This is a genomic window from Streptomyces avidinii, from assembly GCF_045161815.1.
Taxonomy (GTDB): Bacteria; Actinomycetota; Actinomycetes; order Streptomycetales; family Streptomycetaceae; genus Streptomyces; species Streptomyces avidinii.
The window spans coordinates 3,088,843-3,108,923 of record NZ_CP108863.1; the positions used below are offsets into that span (position 1 = coordinate 3,088,843).

13 protein-coding genes are annotated in these 20,081 nt (G+C 71.3%); 7 read left to right on the forward strand and 6 right to left on the reverse strand.

All coding sequences use genetic code 11. The features are described from left to right. Position 1: 1 nt before the first annotated feature. Positions 2-1,015 (reverse strand): GDP-mannose 4,6-dehydratase, encoded by a 1,014-nt coding sequence (gmd, locus tag OG373_RS13290; RefSeq protein WP_030386879.1) that lies wholly within the window; start codon positions 1,013-1,015, stop codon positions 2-4. 278 nt (positions 1,016-1,293) lie between these two features. Here gmd and OG373_RS13295 point away from each other — a divergent pair, with 278 nt between their 5' ends. Then, a complete protein-coding gene (locus OG373_RS13295; protein WP_405438380.1) occupies positions 1,294-2,238 on the forward strand; it encodes a GDP-L-fucose synthase family protein in 945 nt (314 codons plus the stop codon). Positions 2,239-2,260: 22 nt separating this feature from the next. Here the strand turns inward: OG373_RS13295 and OG373_RS13300 are convergent, their stop codons facing one another. After that, positions 2,261-3,736, reverse strand: coding sequence for a sugar transferase (locus tag OG373_RS13300; RefSeq protein ID WP_405438382.1), 1,476 nt, complete (start codon positions 3,734-3,736; stop codon positions 2,261-2,263). Between the two features lie 383 nt (positions 3,737-4,119). Here OG373_RS13300 and OG373_RS13305 point away from each other — a divergent pair, with 383 nt between their 5' ends. After that, a complete protein-coding gene (locus OG373_RS13305) occupies positions 4,120-6,390 on the forward strand; it encodes a M4 family metallopeptidase (RefSeq protein ID WP_405438384.1) in 2,271 nt (756 codons plus the stop codon). Between the two features lie 146 nt (positions 6,391-6,536). On the opposite strand, the gene OG373_RS13310 is transcribed toward OG373_RS13305, so the two are convergent. Both OG373_RS13310 and glgP read right to left on the reverse strand, forming a co-directional pair. Continuing rightward, positions 6,537-7,034, reverse strand: a complete 498-nt coding sequence (locus OG373_RS13310) for a hypothetical protein (protein ID WP_405438385.1) — start codon at positions 7,032-7,034, stop codon at positions 6,537-6,539. A gap of 168 nt (positions 7,035-7,202) precedes the next feature. Beyond that, positions 7,203-9,839: an alpha-glucan family phosphorylase gene (gene glgP, locus OG373_RS13315; RefSeq protein ID WP_405438388.1), complete on the reverse strand. Its 2,637-nt coding sequence runs from the start codon at positions 9,837-9,839 to the stop codon at positions 7,203-7,205. 818 nt (positions 9,840-10,657) lie between these two features. Here glgP and OG373_RS13320 point away from each other — a divergent pair. The 4 genes from OG373_RS13320 to glgB all read left to right on the forward strand — a co-directional run bounded on the left by OG373_RS13320 (position 10,658) and on the right by glgB (position 18,258). Beyond that, positions 10,658-12,652 (forward strand): maltotransferase domain-containing protein, encoded by a 1,995-nt coding sequence (locus tag OG373_RS13320; protein WP_405438390.1) that lies wholly within the window; start codon positions 10,658-10,660, stop codon positions 12,650-12,652. Then, complete coding sequence (gene treS, locus OG373_RS13325) at positions 12,649-14,367, forward strand: maltose alpha-D-glucosyltransferase (protein ID WP_397732574.1); 1,719 nt, start codon at positions 12,649-12,651, stop codon at positions 14,365-14,367. Before OG373_RS13320 ends, treS begins: the two co-directional genes overlap by 4 nt. Before the next feature lie 154 nt (positions 14,368-14,521). Continuing rightward, positions 14,522-15,967, forward strand: a complete 1,446-nt coding sequence (locus OG373_RS13330; protein WP_397732576.1) for a maltokinase N-terminal cap-like domain-containing protein — start codon at positions 14,522-14,524, stop codon at positions 15,965-15,967. Continuing rightward, positions 15,964-18,258, forward strand: a complete 2,295-nt coding sequence (glgB, locus tag OG373_RS13335) for a 1,4-alpha-glucan branching enzyme (RefSeq protein WP_405438392.1) — start codon at positions 15,964-15,966, stop codon at positions 18,256-18,258. The genes OG373_RS13330 and glgB overlap by 4 nt, the downstream gene beginning before the upstream one ends. A gap of 39 nt (positions 18,259-18,297) precedes the next feature. On the opposite strand, the gene OG373_RS13340 is transcribed toward glgB, so the two are convergent. Both OG373_RS13340 and OG373_RS13345 read right to left on the reverse strand, forming a co-directional pair. Next, positions 18,298-18,639, reverse strand: coding sequence for a thioredoxin family protein (locus OG373_RS13340; RefSeq protein ID WP_405438394.1), 342 nt, complete (start codon positions 18,637-18,639; stop codon positions 18,298-18,300). Between the two features lie 33 nt (positions 18,640-18,672). Then, positions 18,673-19,065 (reverse strand): MerR family transcriptional regulator, encoded by a 393-nt coding sequence (locus OG373_RS13345; RefSeq protein ID WP_052873692.1) that lies wholly within the window; start codon positions 19,063-19,065, stop codon positions 18,673-18,675. Positions 19,066-19,437: 372 nt separating this feature from the next. Between OG373_RS13345 and OG373_RS13350 the strand changes: the two genes are divergently transcribed. Further along, on the forward strand, positions 19,438-20,061 hold the full coding sequence (locus tag OG373_RS13350) for a helix-turn-helix domain-containing protein (protein WP_397732627.1): 624 nt from the start codon (positions 19,438-19,440) through the stop codon (positions 20,059-20,061). The last annotated feature ends 20 nt before the right edge of the window (positions 20,062-20,081 follow it).

Genomic DNA, 20,081 nt, shown 5'->3' on the forward strand with positions numbered 1-20,081 from the left:
CTCAGCGATCGATCCGGACCGTCACGCCCGCCAGTTGGTCCTCCACCTGGCGGATGTCGGCGTCGACCATGATCTGCGCCAGCTCCGCCACCAGGACCGTCGGCTTCCAGCCAAGCAGGTCATGGGCCTTGGAAGCGTCGCCGATGAGGGCGTCGACCTCGCTCGGGCGCTCGTACTTGGCGTCGTAGCGCACGTGTTCGGTCCAGTCGAGGCCGGCGTGCGAGAAGGAGGACTCGACGAACTCGCGGACGGTCGCGGCCACTCCGGTGGCGACGACGTAGTCGGTGGGCTCGTCCTGCTGGAGCATCCGCCACATGGCGTCCACGTACTCGGGGGCGTAGCCCCAGTCGCGCACCGCGTCGAGGTTGCCGAGGTACAGGTGGTCCTGGAGACCGGCCTTGATACGGGCCACCGCGCGGGTGATCTTGCGGGTCACGAAGGTCTCGCCGCGGCGCGGGGATTCGTGGTTGAAGAGGATCCCGTTGACGGCGAACATGTCGTACGCCTCGCGGTAGTTGACCGTCGTCCAGTACGCGAACACCTTCGCGGCGCCGTACGGGCTGCGCGGGTGGAACGGCGTGGCCTCGTTCTGCGGGGGCGGGGTGGCGCCGAACATCTCGGAGGACGAGGCCTGGTAGATGCGGGTGTCGACACCGCTGGCCCGGATGGCCTCCAGCAGCCGCAGCGCGCCGAGGCCGGTCACGTCGCCCGTGTAGAGCGGGGCGTCGAAGGAGACGCGGACGTGGGACTGCGCACCGAGGTTGTAGACCTCGTCGGGGCGTATGTCGCGGAGCAGGTTCACGAGCGCGACGCCGTCGGAGAGGTCGGCGTGGTGCAGGACGAAGGACCGGTTGGCCGTCTGCGGGTCCTGGTAGATGTGGTCGACCCGCTCCGTGTTGAAGCTGGAGGACCGCCGCACGAGCCCGTGCACCGTGTAGCCCTTGGAGAGCAGGAGCTCGGCGAGGTACGAGCCGTCCTGTCCGGTGACTCCGGTGATCAGTGCGGTCTTGCCCATGGGGTCCCCTTGAAGGTGGTTGCTGTCGGTCGTGATGAGGCTGCGCCTCATGAGGCTGTGCCTCGGGGTGGGTGCGGAGCGGGCTTTCGGGCGTCGCACCGAACGGCCCGGCCGCGGCCCGGGGGCCGGATTGCGTTACCGTACACGGCCGCCCCCGGGCCGCCCCGGCGGGGCGCAGGCCCCTCCCCGGAGCGGACGCGCGCCGGGCCGGCCCTGGTTCCGGTCGCCCCGGTGGACCCCTGCGACCCCGGCGCGCGCGGACTGGCATCATCGGCGGTATGACAAGTTCGCTGCCGCTCCTGCCCCCGAACGCCCGCGTCTTCGTCGCGGGCCACCGCGGCCTCGTGGGGTCCGCGGTCGTCCGGCGGCTCACCGCCGACGGCCACGAGGTGCTCACCCGGGGCCGGGCCGACCTCGACCTGCGGGACGCCGCCGCGACCGCGGCGTACCTGAAGGACGTCCGCCCGGACGCCGTGGTGCTGGCCGCCGCCAAGGTCGGCGGAATCATGGCCAACAGCACGTACCCGGTGCAGTTCCTGGAGGAGAACCTGCAGATCCAGCTCAGCGTGATCGGCGGCTCGCACGCCGCCGGCGTGGGCCGGCTGCTGTTCCTCGGATCGTCCTGCATCTACCCGAAGCTGGCCCCGCAGCCCATCCGCGAGGACGCGCTGCTGACCGGCCCGCTGGAGCCGACCAACGAGGCCTACGCCCTCGCGAAGATCGCCGGCATCGTCCAGGTCCAGTCCTACCGCAAGCAGTACGGGGCCTCGTACATCTCGGCCATGCCGACCAATCTCTACGGCCCGGGCGACAACTTCGACCTGGAGACCTCGCACGTCCTGCCGGCCCTCGTCCGGCGCTTCCACGAGGCCGCCGCCGAGGGCCGTGACGAGGTCACGCTGTGGGGCTCGGGCACCCCGCGCCGGGAGTTCCTGCACGTGGACGACCTGGCCGCGGCCTGCGCCGTGCTGCTGAACACCTACGACGGCGACGAGCCCGTCAACATCGGCTGCGGCGAGGACCTGACCATCAAGGAACTCGCCGAGACCGTCGCCGAGGTGACCGGCTTCCGCGGCCGCCTCGCCTGGGACACGTCCAAGCCGGACGGGACCCCGCGCAAGCTGCTGGACGTGAGCCGCCTGACCTCGCTCGGCTGGAAGCCCGCCGTCCCACTGCGGGACGGCATCGCCGCCACCTACCGGTGGTGGCGCGAGCAGAGCTGATCGCACGGGCGGCCCAGGTTCCTCAGTACGCTCCGCGGCCGTCGACGACGGCGCGGAGCGTGCGGCCCATGACGTCGACATCGCTGGTGAAGGACCAGTTGTCGACGTACTGCAGGTCGAGCTGGATGGTCTCGTCCCAGGACAGGTCGGACCGTCCGCTGATCTGCCACAGCCCCGTCATCCCGGGCCGTACGGTGAGCCGGCGCAGCTCGACCTCGTCGTACTTCGCCACCTCCTCCGGCAGCGGCGGGCGCGGCCCGACCAGCGACATGTTGCCGGTCAGTACGTTGATGAGCTGCGGGAGTTCGTCCAGCGAGGTGCGGCGCAGCAGTCTGCCCACCCGGGTGACCCGGGGGTCGCGGCGCATCTTGAACATCAGGCCGTCGTTCTCGTTGGACCCGGACAGGTCGGCCTTGAGCGCGTCGGCGTCCACGACCATCGTGCGGAACTTCCACATGACGAACGGGGCCCCGTCGCGGCCGATCCGCCGCTGGCGGTAGAAGGCCGGGCCGCGCGAGCCGCACCGTATGGCCAGCACGATCCCCAGGAGGAGCGGGGAGAGCAGCAGCAGTCCTGCCGCGGCTCCCACCCGGTCCAGGGCCGACTTGAGCAGGGTCTGCACCCCGCGGCTGACGGGCGGCGCGACCCGCAGCACGGCGAGCCCGCCCGCGGACAGGGTCTCCAGCCGCTTGACGGAGACCTCCACCAGCCCGGGGAACACCGCGAGTTCCAGCCCCGCGTCGTGCAGCGCCCAGGCGATCCGGCGCAGCCGCTCCCCCGTGATCCGCACGCCGGGGGCCACGAGCACGAGATCGGCGTGGTGGCTGGCGACGGCGCCGAGCACGGCGGCGGAGTCGCCGTTCGGGACCTCGGGGGTCGATCCGTCGAGCCGCGCCGCCACGGGTACCCCGCTGGCGAGGGGCCCGGTACCGACCGGGACCACTCCGACGACGACGTACGGGTGGTCGGTGCGGGCGGCGAGGTGCGCGATGACGTCCTCGGCCGCGTCGGGCTCGCCGACGACCAGGACGCGGCTCACGGCCTGGGCCTCGCGGCGGGCGGCCGAGAGGTGACGGTAGGTCAGTTTGTGGACGGCGACGGTGATGAGCAGAGCGGGCAGCAGGGCCCCGAGGGCGGACAGCCGGGGGGTGGCCTCTTCGGTCACCACGCGCGCAACGGCCAGCACGCCGATGAGAATCAGCCAGTCATGTACGACGGGCAGCACACCGCGGGACTCCCCGAGCGCCCGGGACGCGTAGCGCCGGCGCAGCGCCTGCACCCCGGTCCACGCCACGGCCGCGGCCAGGGCGCAGTAGACCGGCCGGACCTGCTGCGCGGCATCGAAGACGAGTCCTACGGGGATCGCGGCGCCGAGGAAATCGGCGGCGACTGCGGCAGGGCGGTACCAACGGGCCTTGTCCCCGAGGCGCCGTGCGGGCGCAAGGGACTCCCGGGCCGCCCTGGCCACTCTTTGCGCAGGAAAATGGACATGCCTCATGGGCCCCCCTGGCACGTGGTCTATGACAACGGCAGGTGTCCATGGCTTCCCCTGGCACCGAACATCTGCCGCACCGGCAAACAGTACGACAAACACCCGTACGGTAAATGCCGTTTGGGTCAACGTAGCCGCTTGTTGCGCAAGTGTTAGCAACCGGTACCTGACATTCCGGATGCTGGGCGGTACAGGGAGGCATGCGAAGGTGAATGGTCCGGATACCGGAGACGCATCTTCGAACAACGGACCGTTTCCGGCCAACCTTTTGACGCGGCCCTGACATCTGTCGCTGCGAGTGGCAATCTTCGACCGTTCATCGCACCAGCCCTGTTCTGCCCGGAGGCCCACCCAGCCATCCGGAACCCCCCTTGCAGAAGGAGTCTGCGTTGAGGTCCACCCCCCAGAGGCGTGCCACCGCAGCCGGCGCGCTCGTTGCCGCGGCAGCCCTGCTCGCCGTAGGTATACAGACCGGCACCGCGACCGCCGACGCCACCGCGTCGCAGGCACCCAAGGCCGCCCAGTCCAACCCGGGCTCGGCCAACCGCGCACTCAGCGCCTCGGAGCGTGCGACGCTCCTGGCCGAGGCCAACTCCACCACCGTCCAGGCCGCCAAGGCGCTCGGCCTCGGCAGTGGCGAGAAGCTCGTCGTCCGCGACGTGGTCCAGGACGCCGACGGCACCACGCACACGACCTACGAGCGCACCTACGACGGACTCCCGGTCCTCGGCGGTGACCTCACCGTCCACGCCAAGGGCGGGGTCACCAAGAGCGTGACCAAGGCGACGAACCACGAGATCAAGGTCGCGGACACCAGCGCGACCGTCACCCCGGCGGCCGCCGAGAGCCAGGCCGTCTCCGCCGCCAACGCCGAGGGCTCCAAGGAGGCCAAGGCCTCCAAGGGCGCCCGCAAGGTGATCTGGGCGGCCGAGGGCGCGCCGGTCCTCGCGTTCGAGACCGTCGTCGGCGGCCTCCAGCACGACGGCACGCCGAACGAGCTCCACGTGGTGACCAACGCCAAGACCGGCGCCAAGATCACCGAGTGGCAGGCCATCGAGACCGGCACGGGCAACACGATGTACAGCGGCCAGGTGACCCTCGGGACCACCCAGTCGGGCAGCACCTGGAACCTGACCGACGCCGCCCGCGGCAACCACAAGACGTACAACCTCAACCGCGGCACCGGCTCCGGCACCGGCACCCTGTTCTCCGGCCCGGACGACACCTGGGGCAACAACCTGCCGTCCAACCTGGAGACCGCCGGCGCGGACGCCCACTACGGCGCCGCTGTCACGTGGGACTACTACAAGAACGTGCACGGCCGCAACGGCCTGCGCAACGACGGCGTGGCCCCGTACACCCGGGTCCACTACGGCAACGCCTACGTCAACGCGTTCTGGAGCGACTCCTGCTTCTGCATGACCTACGGCGACGGTGAGGGCAACAACAAGCCGCTCACCTCCACCGACGTGGCCGCGCACGAGATGACCCACGGTCTGACCTCGGTCACCGGCAACATGACCTACAGCGGTGAGCCCGGCGGTCTGAACGAGGCGACCTCGGACATCATGGCCGCGGCCGTCGAGTTCTACGCCAACAACCCGCAGGACGTCGGCGACTACCTGGTCGGCGAGAAGATCGACATCAACGGCGACGGCACCCCGCTGCGCTACATGGACAAGCCGAGCAAGGACGGCTCGTCCAAGGACAGCTGGTACTCCGGCCTCGGCGGCATCGACGTCCACTACTCCTCGGGCCCGGCCAACCACTGGTACTACCTGGCCTCCGAGGGCTCGGGCGCCAAGGTCATCAACGGCGTGAGCTACAACTCGCCGACCGCGGACGGCCTGCCCGTCACCGCGATCGGCCGTGACGCCGCCTCGAAGATCTGGTTCCGTGCGCTGACGGTGGGCTACTTCAAGTCGAACACCAACTACGCCGAAGCCCGCGTCCAGACCCTGAAGGCCGCCGCGGACCTCTACGGCCAGGGCTCGACGATCTACAACAACGTCGCCAACGCGTGGGCCGGCATCGCCGTCGGATCCCGCATCTCCAACGGCGTCTCGGTCACTCCGATCGCCAACCAGAACACCGTCACGGGCAGTGCCGTCAGCCTGCAGGTCCAGGCCACCAGCACGAACCCGGGTGCGCTGAGCTACGCGGCGACCGGCCTGCCGGCCGGGCTGTCGATCAACTCCTCCAACGGCCTGATCTCGGGCACCGCCACCACCGCGGGCACGTCCAACGTGACCGTCACGGTGACCGACTCGCAGAACCAGACCGGCACCGCGGCGTTCACCTGGACGGTCGGCACCACGCAGCCGAACGTCTTCGAGAACACCACGGACTACCAGATCGCGGACAACGCGACCGTCGAGTCCCCGATCAACGTGACGCGCACGGGCAACGCCTCGAGCGCCCTCAAGGTGGACGTGAACATCGTCCACACCTACGTCGGTGACCTGGTGGTCGACCTGGTCGCTCCCGACGGCAGCGTCTACAACCTGCGCAACCGCACCGGCGGCAGCGCGGACAACATCGTCCAGTCCTTCACCGTGAACGCCTCCTCCGAGGTCGCGAACGGCACCTGGAAGCTGCGCGTCAGGGACGCCGCCAGCCTGGACACCGGCTACATCAACAGCTGGAAGCTCACCTTCTGACCCCACCGGGGCAGCGTGAACACCGGCTGAGCAGATAGATCACGGGGCCGCCCGGGAGGAATCCTCCCCGGGCGGCCCTGTTCCATGAGCCCCTCGCGACCGGGGAGTCCGGGGCGATCGGGGTGTCCGGGGCGATCGGGGCCGGATCAGCCGAGGGCGCGCAGGATGCGGGCGACGAAGCCCTCCACCTCGTCCTCGTCGTCACGGTTCTGGTCCTGGTCCTGGTCGCCCCGGCCCGGCCAGGTGCCGTTGCCGCCGTTGTCGCCGCGGCCCGCCTCCTCGTCGTCCACCGGCTTGAAGCGGACCGAGACGACCTCCACCTGCTTCGCCCTGCCCCCCGGCTGCAGCACCGTCTCCGCCTCGCCCTCACAGCTGCGGTTGTCGAAGAGGACCGCCAGCGACTGCGTCTCGTTGCGCACCTCGATGGCGGGCTCGTCGCGTGAGGTGCGCGTCAGCAGGTAGCAGGTGTCGTTGTCGGCGGGCAGGATCCGCCCGTTGCGCGGGGCGCCGCTCGCGTCGAGGTACTCGTAGTGCAGCGTGCCGAGGGCGCGTTCGCCGTGGTCGTCGGCGAGCGACGGCCCGGCGGTGGGCAGGGCGAGCGCGAGAGCGCCGACGATCACGGCGGCGGTCGAGCGAAGACGCATGGGGGTGTCCGTTCCTCGGGTTCCGCGGATACCGGTCCGGTGGCATCCTCGGGCAGCGTAGGAGCGGGACACCGCGCCGAAACGTTTCGGCAGACCCTGCGCGAGCGTGGTTCACCCGGGAGGCCGGGCGGCCCGCACCCGCGGTGCGGGCCGCCCGGCCCCATGAGGTCAGCGCAGGAGCACGCCGCCCCCCGCGTCCGTCTCGACCGGGTCCGCGACCAGGCCCAATTCGGCCGGGGTGGCCAGCAGCGGATGCGACGGCAGGATGCGCACGGTGTAGCCGAAGGGCCCCGTACGGTCGAGCGCGAGCGGGCCCTCGTACACCCAGCGGCCGTCCAGATCGGGTCCCGCGGCCGGCTTGAGCGGGAAGCTCCGCCCGTCCCGGATCACGTCCTGCGGGTCCACCCGGCCGGCGAAGGCCTGTACCTCCACGTCCTCGGGCGCGAGCGCGTCCAGCGCCACCTGCACGCGCAGGGTGAGGGTGGCGCCCAGCTCGGCGGTGCCGTTGACCGGAGCCTCGGCCAGCGTCTCCACGTGCTCGACGGAGATCCTCGGCCAGGCCGCCCGGACCCGCCCCTTCCACCAGGCGAGGTCACGCGCCGCCTCGGCGTCCAGGGCCCGGTGGGCGAGCGCGGCCGGCGTGTACAGCCGCTCCACGTACTCCCGGACCATCCGTCCGGCGAGCACCTTCGGCCCCAGCGAGACCAGGGTGCGCCGGACCATCTCGATCCACCGCACCGGGAGCCCGGTGCGCCCGCCCCGGTCGTAGAACCGGGGCGCGACCCGATTCTCGATCAACTCGTAGAGGGCGCTCGCCTCCAGGTGGTCGCGCCGGTCCTCGTCCGCGCCGAGCCCGTCGGCGGTCGGGATGGCCCAGCCGAAGTCCGGCTCGAACCACTCGTCCCACCAGCCGTCCAGCACGGAGAGGTTGAGGCAGCCGTTCAGTGCGGCCTTCATCCCGCTCGTGCCGCAGGCCTCCAGGGGCCGCAGCGGGTTGTTCAGCCAGACGTCGCAGCCCGGGTAGAGCTTCTGTGCCATGGCCATGCCGTAGTCGGGCAGGAACACGATCCGGTGCCGTACCCGCGGGTCGTCCGCGAACCGCACCAGTTCCTGCACGAGCCGCTTCCCGCCGTCGTCGGCCGGGTGCGCCTTGCCCGCGACGACGATCTGCACCGGCCGCTCCGGGTCCAGCAGCAGCCTGCGCAGCCGCTCCGGATCGCGCAGCATCAGTGTCAGCCGCTTGTACGAGGGCACGCGCCGGGCGAAGCCGATCGTCAGCACGTCGGGGTCGAGTACGGAGTCGACCCAGCCCAGTTCGGCCGCCGCGGCCCCGCGCTGGCGCCACGAGGCCCGCAGCCGGTCCCGTACCTCCTGCACCAGCTGCTCGCGCAGTACCCGGCGCAGGTCCCACACGTCCTGGTCCGGGATGTCGGCGACCGCGTCCCAGCGGGGGGAGCCGCCGACCGACAGGGCGTCCTCGGTGCGGCCCGCGCCGATCTGGCGGGCGCCGAGCCGGATCACCTCGGGGGCCACCCAGGTCGGGGCGTGCACCCCGTTGGTCACGGAGGTGATGGGCACGTCGGCCGGGTCGAAGCCGGGCCACAGCCCGGCGAACATCTCCCGGCTCACGGCGCCGTGCAGGGTGGACACCCCGTTGGCCCGCTGGGCCAGGCGCAGGCCCATCACGGCCATGTTGAACACCCCGGGGTCGCCGCCGGGGTAGGTCTCGGCGCCCAGTTCCAGGATCCGCTCGACGGGTACGCCGGCCAGTTCGCCGCCCTCCCCGAAGTGCCGGGCGACCAGGGCCCGCTCGAAGCGGTCGATCCCGGCCGGGACGGGGGTGTGCGTGGTGAACACGGTTCCGGCGCGCACCGCCTCGACGGCGGCTTCGAAACCGAGGCCCTGCTCCCGCTCCAGTTCCCTTATGCGTTCGAGCCCGAGGAATCCGGCGTGGCCCTCGTTGGTGTGGAAGACCTCGGGGTCGGGGTGCCCGGTGATCCGGCAGTACGTGCGCACCGCGCGCACGCCTCCGATGCCCAGCAGCATCTCCTGGAGCAGCCGGTGGTCGCTGCCGCCGCCGTAGAGCCGGTCGGTCACCTCGCGGGCCGGGGCGTCGTTGTCCTCGACATCGGAGTCCAGGAGCAGCAGCGGCACCCGGCCGACACGGGCCTGCCAGATGTGGGCGTGCAGGGTGCGTCCGCCGGGCAGGGTCAGCGAGACGCGGGCGGGGGTGCCGTCGTCCTGGCGGAGCAGGCCGAGCGGAAGTTCGTTGGGGTCGAGGACGGGATAGTGCTCCTGCTGCCAGCCGTCGCGGGAGAGCGACTGCCGGAAGTAGCCGTGGCGGTAGAGCAGGCCCACGCCGATGAGCGGGACGCCGAGGTCGCTGGCGGCCTTCAGGTGGTCCCCGGCGAGGATGCCGAGGCCGCCGGAGTACTGGGGCAGGGCGGCGGTGATCCCGAATTCGGGCGAGAAATAGGCGATGGCGGCAGGTAGTTCCGCGGCGTTCTCCTGGCTCTGGTACCACCTCCCGCCGTTCACGTAGTCATCGAGGTCGGCGGCGGCGACGGCGAGCCGCCGCAGGAACCGGCGGTCGGCGGCCAGTTCCGCGAGCCGGGCCGCGGGGACGGCGCCGAGCAGCCGGACGGGATCGCCGCCGGCGGCCTGCCAGCCCTCGGGGTCGACGGATTGGAAGAGTTCACGGGTTTCGGCATGCCACGACCAGCGCAGATTGCGCGCGAGGCCGGTGAGCGGCAGCAGGGATTCCGGGAGGACGGGGCGCACGGTGAATCGACGGATAGCCTTCACGTGTTCCACCTTCGCAGGGGATTACGGATAGGAGCGGCCGCACCACGCTGTGCACCCGCGCATCACCCCCGGAAGGCTAGCGACGCCCGCGGGTTCCGGCCATGGCGCCTGTGGCGCCCGCGGAGGCGGGTGCGACCGCGGGCTTCCGGGCGCTCGGCCGGAAATCGCCGGGGATCGCCTCTCCTGCGCGCCGCCGCCCGGGATCCGCCGCGGCAGCGGGCGCTCCGCCCCGCCCGTCGGCCCCGGCGAGTGCGCGCCGGCACAGCCGGACGACGGCGGTCGCCCTTCGAACGCATCTTCAGGATCCCGGGACCGCTGGTCACCCCGGCCTTCCGGCCTGACGGACCGTCGCCTCCCGGGGTGGTGCCGGCGGCTCGGTCGACGGGGTCCCCGGGGCCCGTGTGACGGGTGTTTCCCCGCCCCGGCCGCGCCCCGGCCCCACCCCGGCCGCGCCCCCGCCCGCCGCCGCGTCCGCCCGTACGTCACCTGGTCCCGGCCGACTTGACGAAGCCCGGCCGGAAGTCGACCGGACCCTTGGTATTGCCCGTTCCACTACGTACGAGTAGTTAACCGAGCACCCGGGTTGGGTGGGGTGATAGTGGGAAGGGCTCCCCGGGTACACGCGTACACGCACGGCGCACCCGCCCACAAACCCTCTCCCCGCCACCCGAGTGAACGCGGACAGGAGCGGCCATGCCCGCAGCCCAGCCGTCCACTGAGCGGCTAGAAACAGAGCGAACAGAGCGTGCACTACCAGCCGTGATTCCGGCTGGCCTGTTGTCACCGAGCCCTGCGAACTGCCCCCAGGTGATCCCATCATGATCGGTCGCATTCCCGTGCTGGACGTCCGCCCCGCCGTCGACTGCGGCGCCAGACCCGCAAAGGCGGTCGTGGACGAGGTCTTCGAGATCTCCGCCACCGTGTTCCGCGAGGGGCACGACGCCGTCGCCGCCCACCTCGTCCTGCGTGATCCGGGCGGGCGGCTGCGCGCCCCCGTGCCGCTGAGCGAACTCGCCCCCGGCACCGACCGGTGGGGGGCCAAGATTTCCGTCGAGGTCGAGGGGAGGTGGACGTACACCGTCGAGGCGTGGAGCGATCCGGTGGCCACCTGGCGGGCCCATGCCGCGATCAAGATCCCCGCCGGGATCGACACCGGGCTGATGCTGCTGGAGGGCGCCGAGCTCTACGAGCGGGCCGGGGCCCGGATCCCCAAGCGCGACGGGCGCGAGGCCGTTCTGGCCGCCGCCGAGGCCATGCGCGACGAGGACCGGCCCGCGATCGAACGCCACAGGGCCGCCCTGGACCCCGCCGTGGACGCCGCGCTCGCCAGGCGCCCGTACCGGGAGCTGGTCACGGCCTCCAAGCCGCTGCCGCTGCTGGTGGAGCGCAAGCGGGCCCTCTTCGGCTCCTGGTACGAGATGTTCCCGCGCTCCGAGGGAGCAGTGCTGGAGCCCGACGAGGCTCCCGTCAGCGGGACCTTCCGGACCGCCGCCGAGCGGCTGCCGGCGATCGCCGCGATGGGGTTCGACGTGGTCTACCTGCCACCCATCCACCCGATCGGGTCCACTTACCGCAAGGGGCCGAACAACACGCTCTCCGCGGGGAGTTGGGACCCCGGCGTGCCGTGGGCCATCGGCTCCACGGAGGGCGGGCACGACGCGGTCCACCCGGAGCTCGGCACCATCGAGGACTTCGACGCCTTCGTCGGGCGCGCCCGCGAGCTGGGCATGGAGATCGCGCTGGACTTCGCCCTGCAGTGCTCCCCCGACCACCCCTGGGTGGAGAAGCACCCGGAGTGGTTCCGCCACCGCGCCGACGGGACGATCGCGTACGCGGAGAACCCTCCGAAGAAGTACCAGGACATCTACCCGATCCACTTCGACACCGACATGGCCGGGATCGTCGAGGAGACCTGCCGGATCCTGCGGCACTGGATGGGCCACGGCGTCCGGATCTTCCGGGTCGACAATCCGCACACCAAGCCGGTCGTCTTCTGGCAGAAGGTGATCGCGGACATCAACAAGTCCGACCCGGACGTGATCTTCCTGGCGGAGGCCTTCACCCGGCCCGCGATGATGCGGGCGCTGGCCGCCATCGGCTTCCAGCAGTCGTACACGTACTTCACCTGGCGCAACACCAAGGCCGAGCTGACCGAATACGTGACCGAACTGGCCGCCACCCCCTCCGCCTCGGTCATGCGGCCGAATTTCTTCGTCAACACCCCGGACATCCTGCACGAGTACCTCCAGCACGGCGGCCGTCCCGCCTTCGAGGTCCGGGCCGTCCTCGCGGCCACCCTCTCCCCCGCCTGGGGGGTCTACGCCGGCTACGAGCTCTGCGAGAACACTCCGGTGCGGGAGGGCAGCGAGGAGTACCTGAACTCCGAGAAGTACGAGTTCCGGCCACGCGACTGGGCGGCCGCCGACCGCACCGGCGCCACCATCGCCCCGCTGATCACCTCGCTGAACCGGCTGCGCCGCCGCAACCCCGCGCTCCAGCAGCTGCGCGACATCCACTTCCACTCGACCGACAACGAACAGGTGATCGCCTATTCGAAGCACGCCGGAGCCAATTCCGTACTGGTGGTCGTCAACCTCGATCCGCACCACACCCAGGAGGCGACGGTCTCGTTGGACATGCCGGTACTCGGCCTCGACTGGCACGGGTCCCTCGCGGTGCGCGACGAGCTCACCGGCGAGACCTATCACTGGGGCAGAGCGAACTACGTGCGCCTAGAGCCGGGCCGCGCGCCCGCGCACGTACTGGCCGCTCTGCGACCGTCCCCGCCCACCGGAGGGTCACCCACCACATGATGATCAACGATCCCGTCCACGACACCTTCGAGGACACCCCCGCCAAGGACCGCGATCCCGACTGGTTCAAGCGGGCGGTCTTCTACGAGGTCCTCGTCCGCTCCTTCCACGACAGCAACGGCGACGGCGTCGGGGACCTCAAGGGGCTCACCAGCAAGCTGGACTATCTCCAGTGGCTCGGTGTCGACTGCCTCTGGCTGCCGCCGTTCTTCGCCTCACCCCTGCGCGACGGGGGATACGACGTCGCCGACTACACCTCCGTGCTCCCCGAGTTCGGCGACCTCGCCGACTTCGTGGAGTTCGTGGACGCCGCGCACACCCGCGGCATGCGGGTGATCATCGACTTCGTCATGAACCACACCAGCGATCAGCACGAGTGGTTCCAGCAGTCGCGCAAGGACCCGGACGGTCCGTACGGCGACTACTACATGTGGGCCGACAACGACAAGCAGTACCAGGACGCCCGCATCATCTTCGTCGACACCGAGACCTCCAACTGGACGTACGACCCGGTACGCAAGCAGTACTACTGGCACCGCTTCTTCTCCCACCAGCCGGACCTCAACTACGAGAACCCGGCCGTGGTGGAGGAGATCGTCTCGGCCCTGCGCTTCTGGCTCGACCTCGGCATCGACGGCTTCCGCCTCGACGCCGTGCCCTACCTGTACGCCGAGGAGGGCACCAACTGCGAGAACCTGCCCCGAACCCACCAGCTCCTCAAGCGGGTCCGGGCCGAGATCGACGCGCACTACCCGGACACCGTCCTGCTCGCCGAGGCCAACCAGTGGCCCGAGGACGTCGTCGACTACTTCGGGGACTACGCGAAGGGCGGGGACGAGTGCCACATGGCGTTCCACTTCCCCGTCATGCCGCGCATCTTCATGGCCGTACGAAGAGAGTCCCGCTACCCGGTCTCCGAAATCCTGGCCAAGACTCCGGCGATCCCGGACCGCTGCCAGTGGGGAATCTTCCTGCGCAACCACGACGAGCTCACCCTCGAAATGGTCACGGACGAAGAGCGCGACTACATGTACGCCGAGTACGCCAAGGATCCGCGGATGCGGGCCAACATCGGCATCCGGCGCCGGCTCGCCCCGCTCCTGGACAACGACCGCAACCAGATCGAGCTGTTCACCGCCCTGCTGCTGTCCCTGCCCGGCTCGCCGATCCTCTACTACGGCGACGAGATCGGCATGGGCGACAACATCTGGCTGGGCGACCGCGACGGTGTGCGCACGCCCATGCAGTGGACCCCGGACCGCAACGCCGGTTTCTCCTCGTGCGATCCGGGCAGGCTGAACCTGCCGGTCATCATGGACCCGGTCTACGGGTACCAGGTCACCAATGTCGAGGCGGCCATGGCGTCGCCCTCCTCACTGCTGCACTGGACCCGGCGGCTGATCGAGATCCGCAAGGCGAACACCGCTTTCGGTCTCGGCTCGTACACCGAACTGCCGTCGTCGAACCCGGCGGTGCTCGCGTTCCTCCGCGAGTACGGGGACGACCTGGTGCTGTGCGTGCACAACTTCTCCCGCTTCGCGCAGCCCACCGAGCTGGATCTGCGGTCGTTCAACGGGCGGGTCCCGGTGGAGCTCACGGGTGACGTGCGCTTCCCGCCGATCGGCGAGTGGCCGTACCTGCTGACCCTGGCGGGCCACGGCTTCTACTGGTTCCGCCTGCGGACCGAACAGCGCGTCGACAAACGCGCCGAGTAGCGGGCCGAGGACGGGGCGGGCAGCTCGAATGGGTCAATCGCCCGCCCTGTACGGACCATCCTGACCCGACACTCGCACATGCCGGAGAAGCAACTGCCGCGCATCCGGGACACTCTGCGCATTCTGTGACGGCCCGGGGAAAGGACGCGACGCCATGTCGGAGGCTGCATCCGCCCGGAGCCGGCTGACGGCCGACCGGGCCGCCGGGATCGCTCCGCTGGAGCCGATGCTGAGGGCCTGGCTGCCCGCACAGCGCTGGTTCGCGGGCAAGGGCCGCACCATCAGCAGCCTCAGAACCGTCTCGGCGGCCGAGCTGCTGCCACCGGGGTCCACCCCCGGACTGCTGCACGTGCTCCTCGACGTCGACGGGGACTGCTACCAACTGCTGCTGGGCATCCGCCCGTCCCTGCCGCCCGCCCTCGCACCGACCCTGATCGGCCACGCCGAGGACGGCCCGTACGCGGGCCGGGCGGTGTACGAGGCGCTCGGCGACCCGCGGCTCGCGGCCATGCTGCTGGAGCGGCTGCGCTCCCCCGGCAGCCTCGGGCCGCTGCGCTTCGACCGGGACCCGGCCACGCCGATCCCGGCGGGGCTCACGCCCCGGCCGATCTCCGGGGAGCAGACGAACTCCTCTCTGATCTACGGAGATTCGTTCATCCTGAAGGTCTTCCGCCGGGTGGGCCCCGGGATCAACCCGGACCTGGAACTGCCCAGGGCGCTGGCCGCCGCCGGCTGCGCCCGCGTCCCGGCGCCCGTCGCCTGGTACGAGGCCGTGCCGCCCGGCAGCGAACCGCTGACCCTGGGGGTGCTCCAGCCGTACCTGCGCGGCTCCGACGACGGCTGGCAGCTCGCACTGCGCCGGCTCGGCGCCGGGGCCGACTTCACCGCGGAGGCGCACGCGCTGGGCCGGGCCACCGCCGAGGTGCACAGCGCGCTGGCCGCCGCGCTGCCCACGGTCGCGCTCGGGCCGGAGCAGACCGCCCGGCTCGCCGCGGGCATGACGGCGCGGCTGGCCGCCACCGCCCGCGAGGTACCGGCGCTGCGGCCCTACGAGGCGGGGCTGCGGGGCGCCTTCGACGCGCTGGCCGCCTCCCGGGGCGCGGGCGTGCCCGCCCAGCGGATCCACGGGGACCTCCATCTGGGTCAGACCCTGCGCACCCTCGACGGCAGCTGGTCGTTGATCGACTTCGAGGGCGAGCCGGCCCGGCCGCTGGCCGACCGGCGCCGTCCCGAACCGGCGGTGCGCGACATCGCCGGGATACTGCGTTCCTTCGACTACGCCGCCCGCTCGCACCGGCCGTTCGCCCCCGCCTGGGCGGACGACTGCCGGGCCGCCTTCTGCGAGGGCTACGCCCGGACCACCGGCCGGGACCCCCGCGAGGACCCCGTACTGCTGCGCGCGTACGAGACCGACAAGGCGGTTTACGAGGCGCGGTACGAGTCCCGGCACCGCCCCGACTGGCTGCACGTCCCGATGGCCGCCATCCGGCGGCTCTCGGAGCCCGTACGGCCCGCCCACCGCGTGCCGCCGACCCCGCCCGCCCCCGGCTCCATCTCCCCGCACCCCCATCCGAAGCCCCCGAGGAGGCCGCTCGCGTGAGCGCCGCACGACAGCCGTCACCGACCGTCCGCGACGAAGCCGCACCCGCTCCGGCGGCGGTGAAGAAGGCCCGTACTCCCCGGGCCCGCCGCGCCGATCCTGCGCACGGCGTCCGGCCGGCGCCCGCACTAGGCGCCGACGAAAGGGCCCGGCTGCTGGAGGGCCGCCACCACGATCCGCACGCGGTGCTGGGGGCCCGCACCCAGCGGGGCGGGGTGGCCTTCCGGGTGCTGCGCCCCTACGCCAAGGCGGTCACCGTCGTGGCGAAGGGACTGCGGGCCGAGCTCGTCGACGAGGGCGACGGGCTCTTCTCGGGGCTGCTGCCGCTGACCGGCGTGCCGGAGTACCGGCTGCTGCTCACCTACGACAGCGACGAGATCGAGGTCCACGACCCGTACCGGTTCCTGCCCGCCCTCGGCGAGCTGGACCTGCACCTGATCGGCGAGGGCCGCCACGAACAGCTGTGGAAGGCGCTCGGCGCCGAGCCCATGGAGCACCAGGGCGTGGCCGGGACCCGCTTCACGGTGTGGGCGCCGAACGCCCAGGGGGTCCGGGTCTCCGGGGACTTCTCGTACTGGGACTCCGCCGCCTACCCGATGCGCTCGCTCGGCTCGACGGGGGTGTGGGAGCTGTTCCTGCCCGGGGTGGGCGCCGGGACGCTCTACAAGTACGACATCACCCGCCCGGACGGCAGTCACACCCTGCGCGCCGACCCGATGGCCCGGTCCGCGGAGGTCCCCCCGGCGAACGCCTCGGTGGTCACCTCCTCCCGGTACGAGTGGCAGGACGCGGCGTGGATGGCCGGGCGCGGCGCCCGTCCCCCGCACCAGGCCCCGTTCTCGGTGTACGAGGTGCACCTGGCGTCCTGGCGGCCCGGGCTGTCCTACCGGCAGCTCGCCGAACAGCTCCCCGCGTACGTCAAGGAACTGGGCTTCACGCACGTGGAGCTGATGCCGGTCGCCGAGCACCCCTTCGGCGGCTCGTGGGGGTACCAGGTCACCGGCTTCTACGCGCCGACCTCACGGATGGGCACGCCGGACGACTTCCGCTTCCTCGTGGACGCGCTGCACCGGGCCGAAATCGGGGTGATCGTCGACTGGGTTCCCGCGCACTTCCCGCGCGACGACTGGGCCCTCGCGGAGTTCGACGGGCGGCCGCTCTACGAGCACCACGACCCGCGCCGGGCGGCGCACCCGGACTGGGGGACGCTGGAATTCGACTACGGCCGCAAGGAGGTCCGCAACTTCCTCGTCGCCAACGCCGTGTACTGGTGCGAGGAGTTCCACGTGGACGGCCTGCGGGTGGACGCGGTGGCCTCGATGCTCTACCTCGACTACTCGCGCGGTGAGGGCGAGTGGGCGCCCAATGAGCACGGCGGGCGGGAGAACCTGGACGCGGTCGGCTTCCTCCAGGAGATGAACGCGACGGTGTACCGGCGCTGCCCGGGGGTCGTGACGATCGCGGAGGAGTCCACGGCCTGGACGGGCGTGACCCGGCCGACGGACTCCGGCGGGCTCGGCTTCGGCCTGAAGTGGAACATGGGGTGGATGCACGACACCCTGCGCTACATGTCGAAGGAGCCGGTGCACCGCAAGTACCACCACAACGACATGACCTTCGGGATGATCTACGCCTTCAGCGAGAACTACGTGCTGCCCATCTCGCACGACGAGGTGGTGCACGGCAAGGGTTCGCTGGTGTCGCGGATGCCCGGGGCGGACTGGTGGCAGCGGCGGGCCTCGCACCGCGCGTACCTGGGCTTCATGTGGGCCCACCCGGGCAAGCAACTGCTCTTCATGGGGCAGGAGTTCGCGCAGGGATCGGAGTGGTCGGAGGCGCACGGGCCGGACTGGTGGCTGCTGGACTCCTCCTACTCGGCGGCGGGTGACCACCGCGGCGTACGGGACCTGGTGCGCGACCTGAACCGCACCTACGCGGCGGCGCCCGCGCTCTGGGAGCGGGACACCGTGCCGGAGGGCTTCGCCTGGGTGGAGGCGGACGCCGCGGAGGACAACGTCTTCGCGTTCCTGCGGTACGCGCAGGACGGCTCGCAGTTGCTGGCGGTGTCGAACTTCTCGCCCGTGGTCCGGCACGGATACCGGATCGGGGTGCCGGAGGAGGTGCCGCTGTGGCAGGAGGTGCTCAACACCGACCTGGAGGTCTACGGCGGCAGCGGCGTCCACCACGCGCAGCCGCTGCGGCCGGAGCCGGTCCCGGCGCAGGGCCGCCCGGCGAGCCTGCGCATGACCCTCCCGCCGCTGGCGACGGTCTGGTTCCGGCCGGAGGGCTGAGGCCCCGATGCCCCGGAGCCGGCTCCGGGGCATCGGGGCTCAGGCCGTGGCCAGCTGCTCCTCCAGTTCCTGGAGCAGCCTGCGCCTGGCCCGGGCCCCGACCATCTGCTGGACGGGCTCGCCGTCACGGAAGACGAGCAGGGTCGGCATGGACAGCACCCCGTACCGGGTGACGGCCCCGGGGTTGCTGTCCGCGTCGATCTGCACGACCTTGAGCCGGTCGGCCTCCTCGGCGGCGATCGAGGAGAGTACGGGGGCGAGCCGGCGGCAGGGGCCGCACCAGTCCGCCGTGAACTCCACGAGGACGGGCCGTCCCCGCTCCCCGAGCACTTCGGCCTCGAAATCCGCGTCGGTCACCTGTGCCACACCGTGAGCCTTCATGTCCCCGTCCCTCTCGTCCGTCCGGTCACCCGGTCATCCGGTCATCTCGCACTTCGGCACGGCCGCTTCGCCGGCCGCCCGTTCCGCGTCGGCCAGCTGCCGCCCGAGCTGCTCGCGCACGTCGGCCAGCTGGCCGATCAGGCCGTCCAGCTCGGCGAGCTTGCGCCGGTAGACGGCGAGCGAGGCGGGGCAGGAGTCGCCGGCCGGGTGGCCGGCCCGCAGGCAGTCCACGAAGGGCCGGGTCTCCTCCAGCTCGAAGCCGAAGTCCTGGAGCACGCGGATCTGACTCAGCAGCCGCAGGTCGTCCTCGTCGTAGGTCCGGTAGCCGTTGTCGGCCCGTCGCGCGGGGAGCAGCCCGCGCGACTCGTAGTACCTCAGCGTCCGGGTGCTCGTCCCGGCCCGCTCCGCCAGTTCGCCGATGCGCATGGCAGGACCGTATTCCTTGACGCCGACGTCAAGGCAAGGGCCCTCGCCACCCCCGTGGGCGAGGGCCCCTGAAGGAATCACGCACGGGATGGATGGTCGGTTCACATGGTGCGGAGGATGTGAAGGGTCTTGCATCGACGGGCGATGGCTGGAACCGTACCCATGGAAAGGATCTAGCGGCGTCACCGATTACCGGACAGTCGCACGGAAACCCGACGAAAGCCCTTAACTTCATAGGACGTTCCTACGAGGTATGGGCTTGTTTGTTTGGTCTGTAGGCGCCACAGCCTGGCCACTTCTACGGTGTGCGGTGTGCACTCCAGCCCGCCTTTCAATGCCCCCGCCGCGCGTCGCCTGCGCGCGGCCCTGGGCATGGCTCCCGGTCATGTCGCCTACGGCCTGCGCGCCCAGTACGGACTCGTCGTCGCACCCGAGACCGTGATGGCCTGGGAGCGTGGCGAAATATCACCTTCCTCCGCCGAAGTCACGGCGCTCGCGGGCGTCCTGTGGTGTTCCCCCGGGGAACTGCTCGCCGAGCCGGTCACCCTGCGGGAGCACCGGGTCGCCCGGGGCCTCGCGGCGGACGACCTGGCCCGGCGGATCGGCCTGGAGACCGGGTCGTACCAGAAGATGGAGGACACCGGCCGCTGGAAGGGCAACGAGCGGCAGTCCGCCGCCCTCGCCTCGGTGCTGGGTCTGACTCTGGCCCAGTTCGTGACCGCGACCGGCAAGCACGAGGAACTGGCCGAGCTGCTGCGCAGCGCGGTCACCACGCGCTGGCAGGCGTACGTGAAACCACTGGGCAAGCTGCTGCCGATCCCCAAGCACCACCTGGAGCGGGTACTGGAGCAGCTGCACGGGGACTACCAGTCGCGCATGGTGGCCACCCTCAGCTGGGGCGGCGGCCAGGGCGAAGCCGGCAGCGGCGACGCCGGCCGCGAGTTCCTCGCCGAGATCGTGGACCGCTTCTGGTACCTCGCGGGCGGTGCGGGCTAGGCCGTCCCTTCCGGATCCTG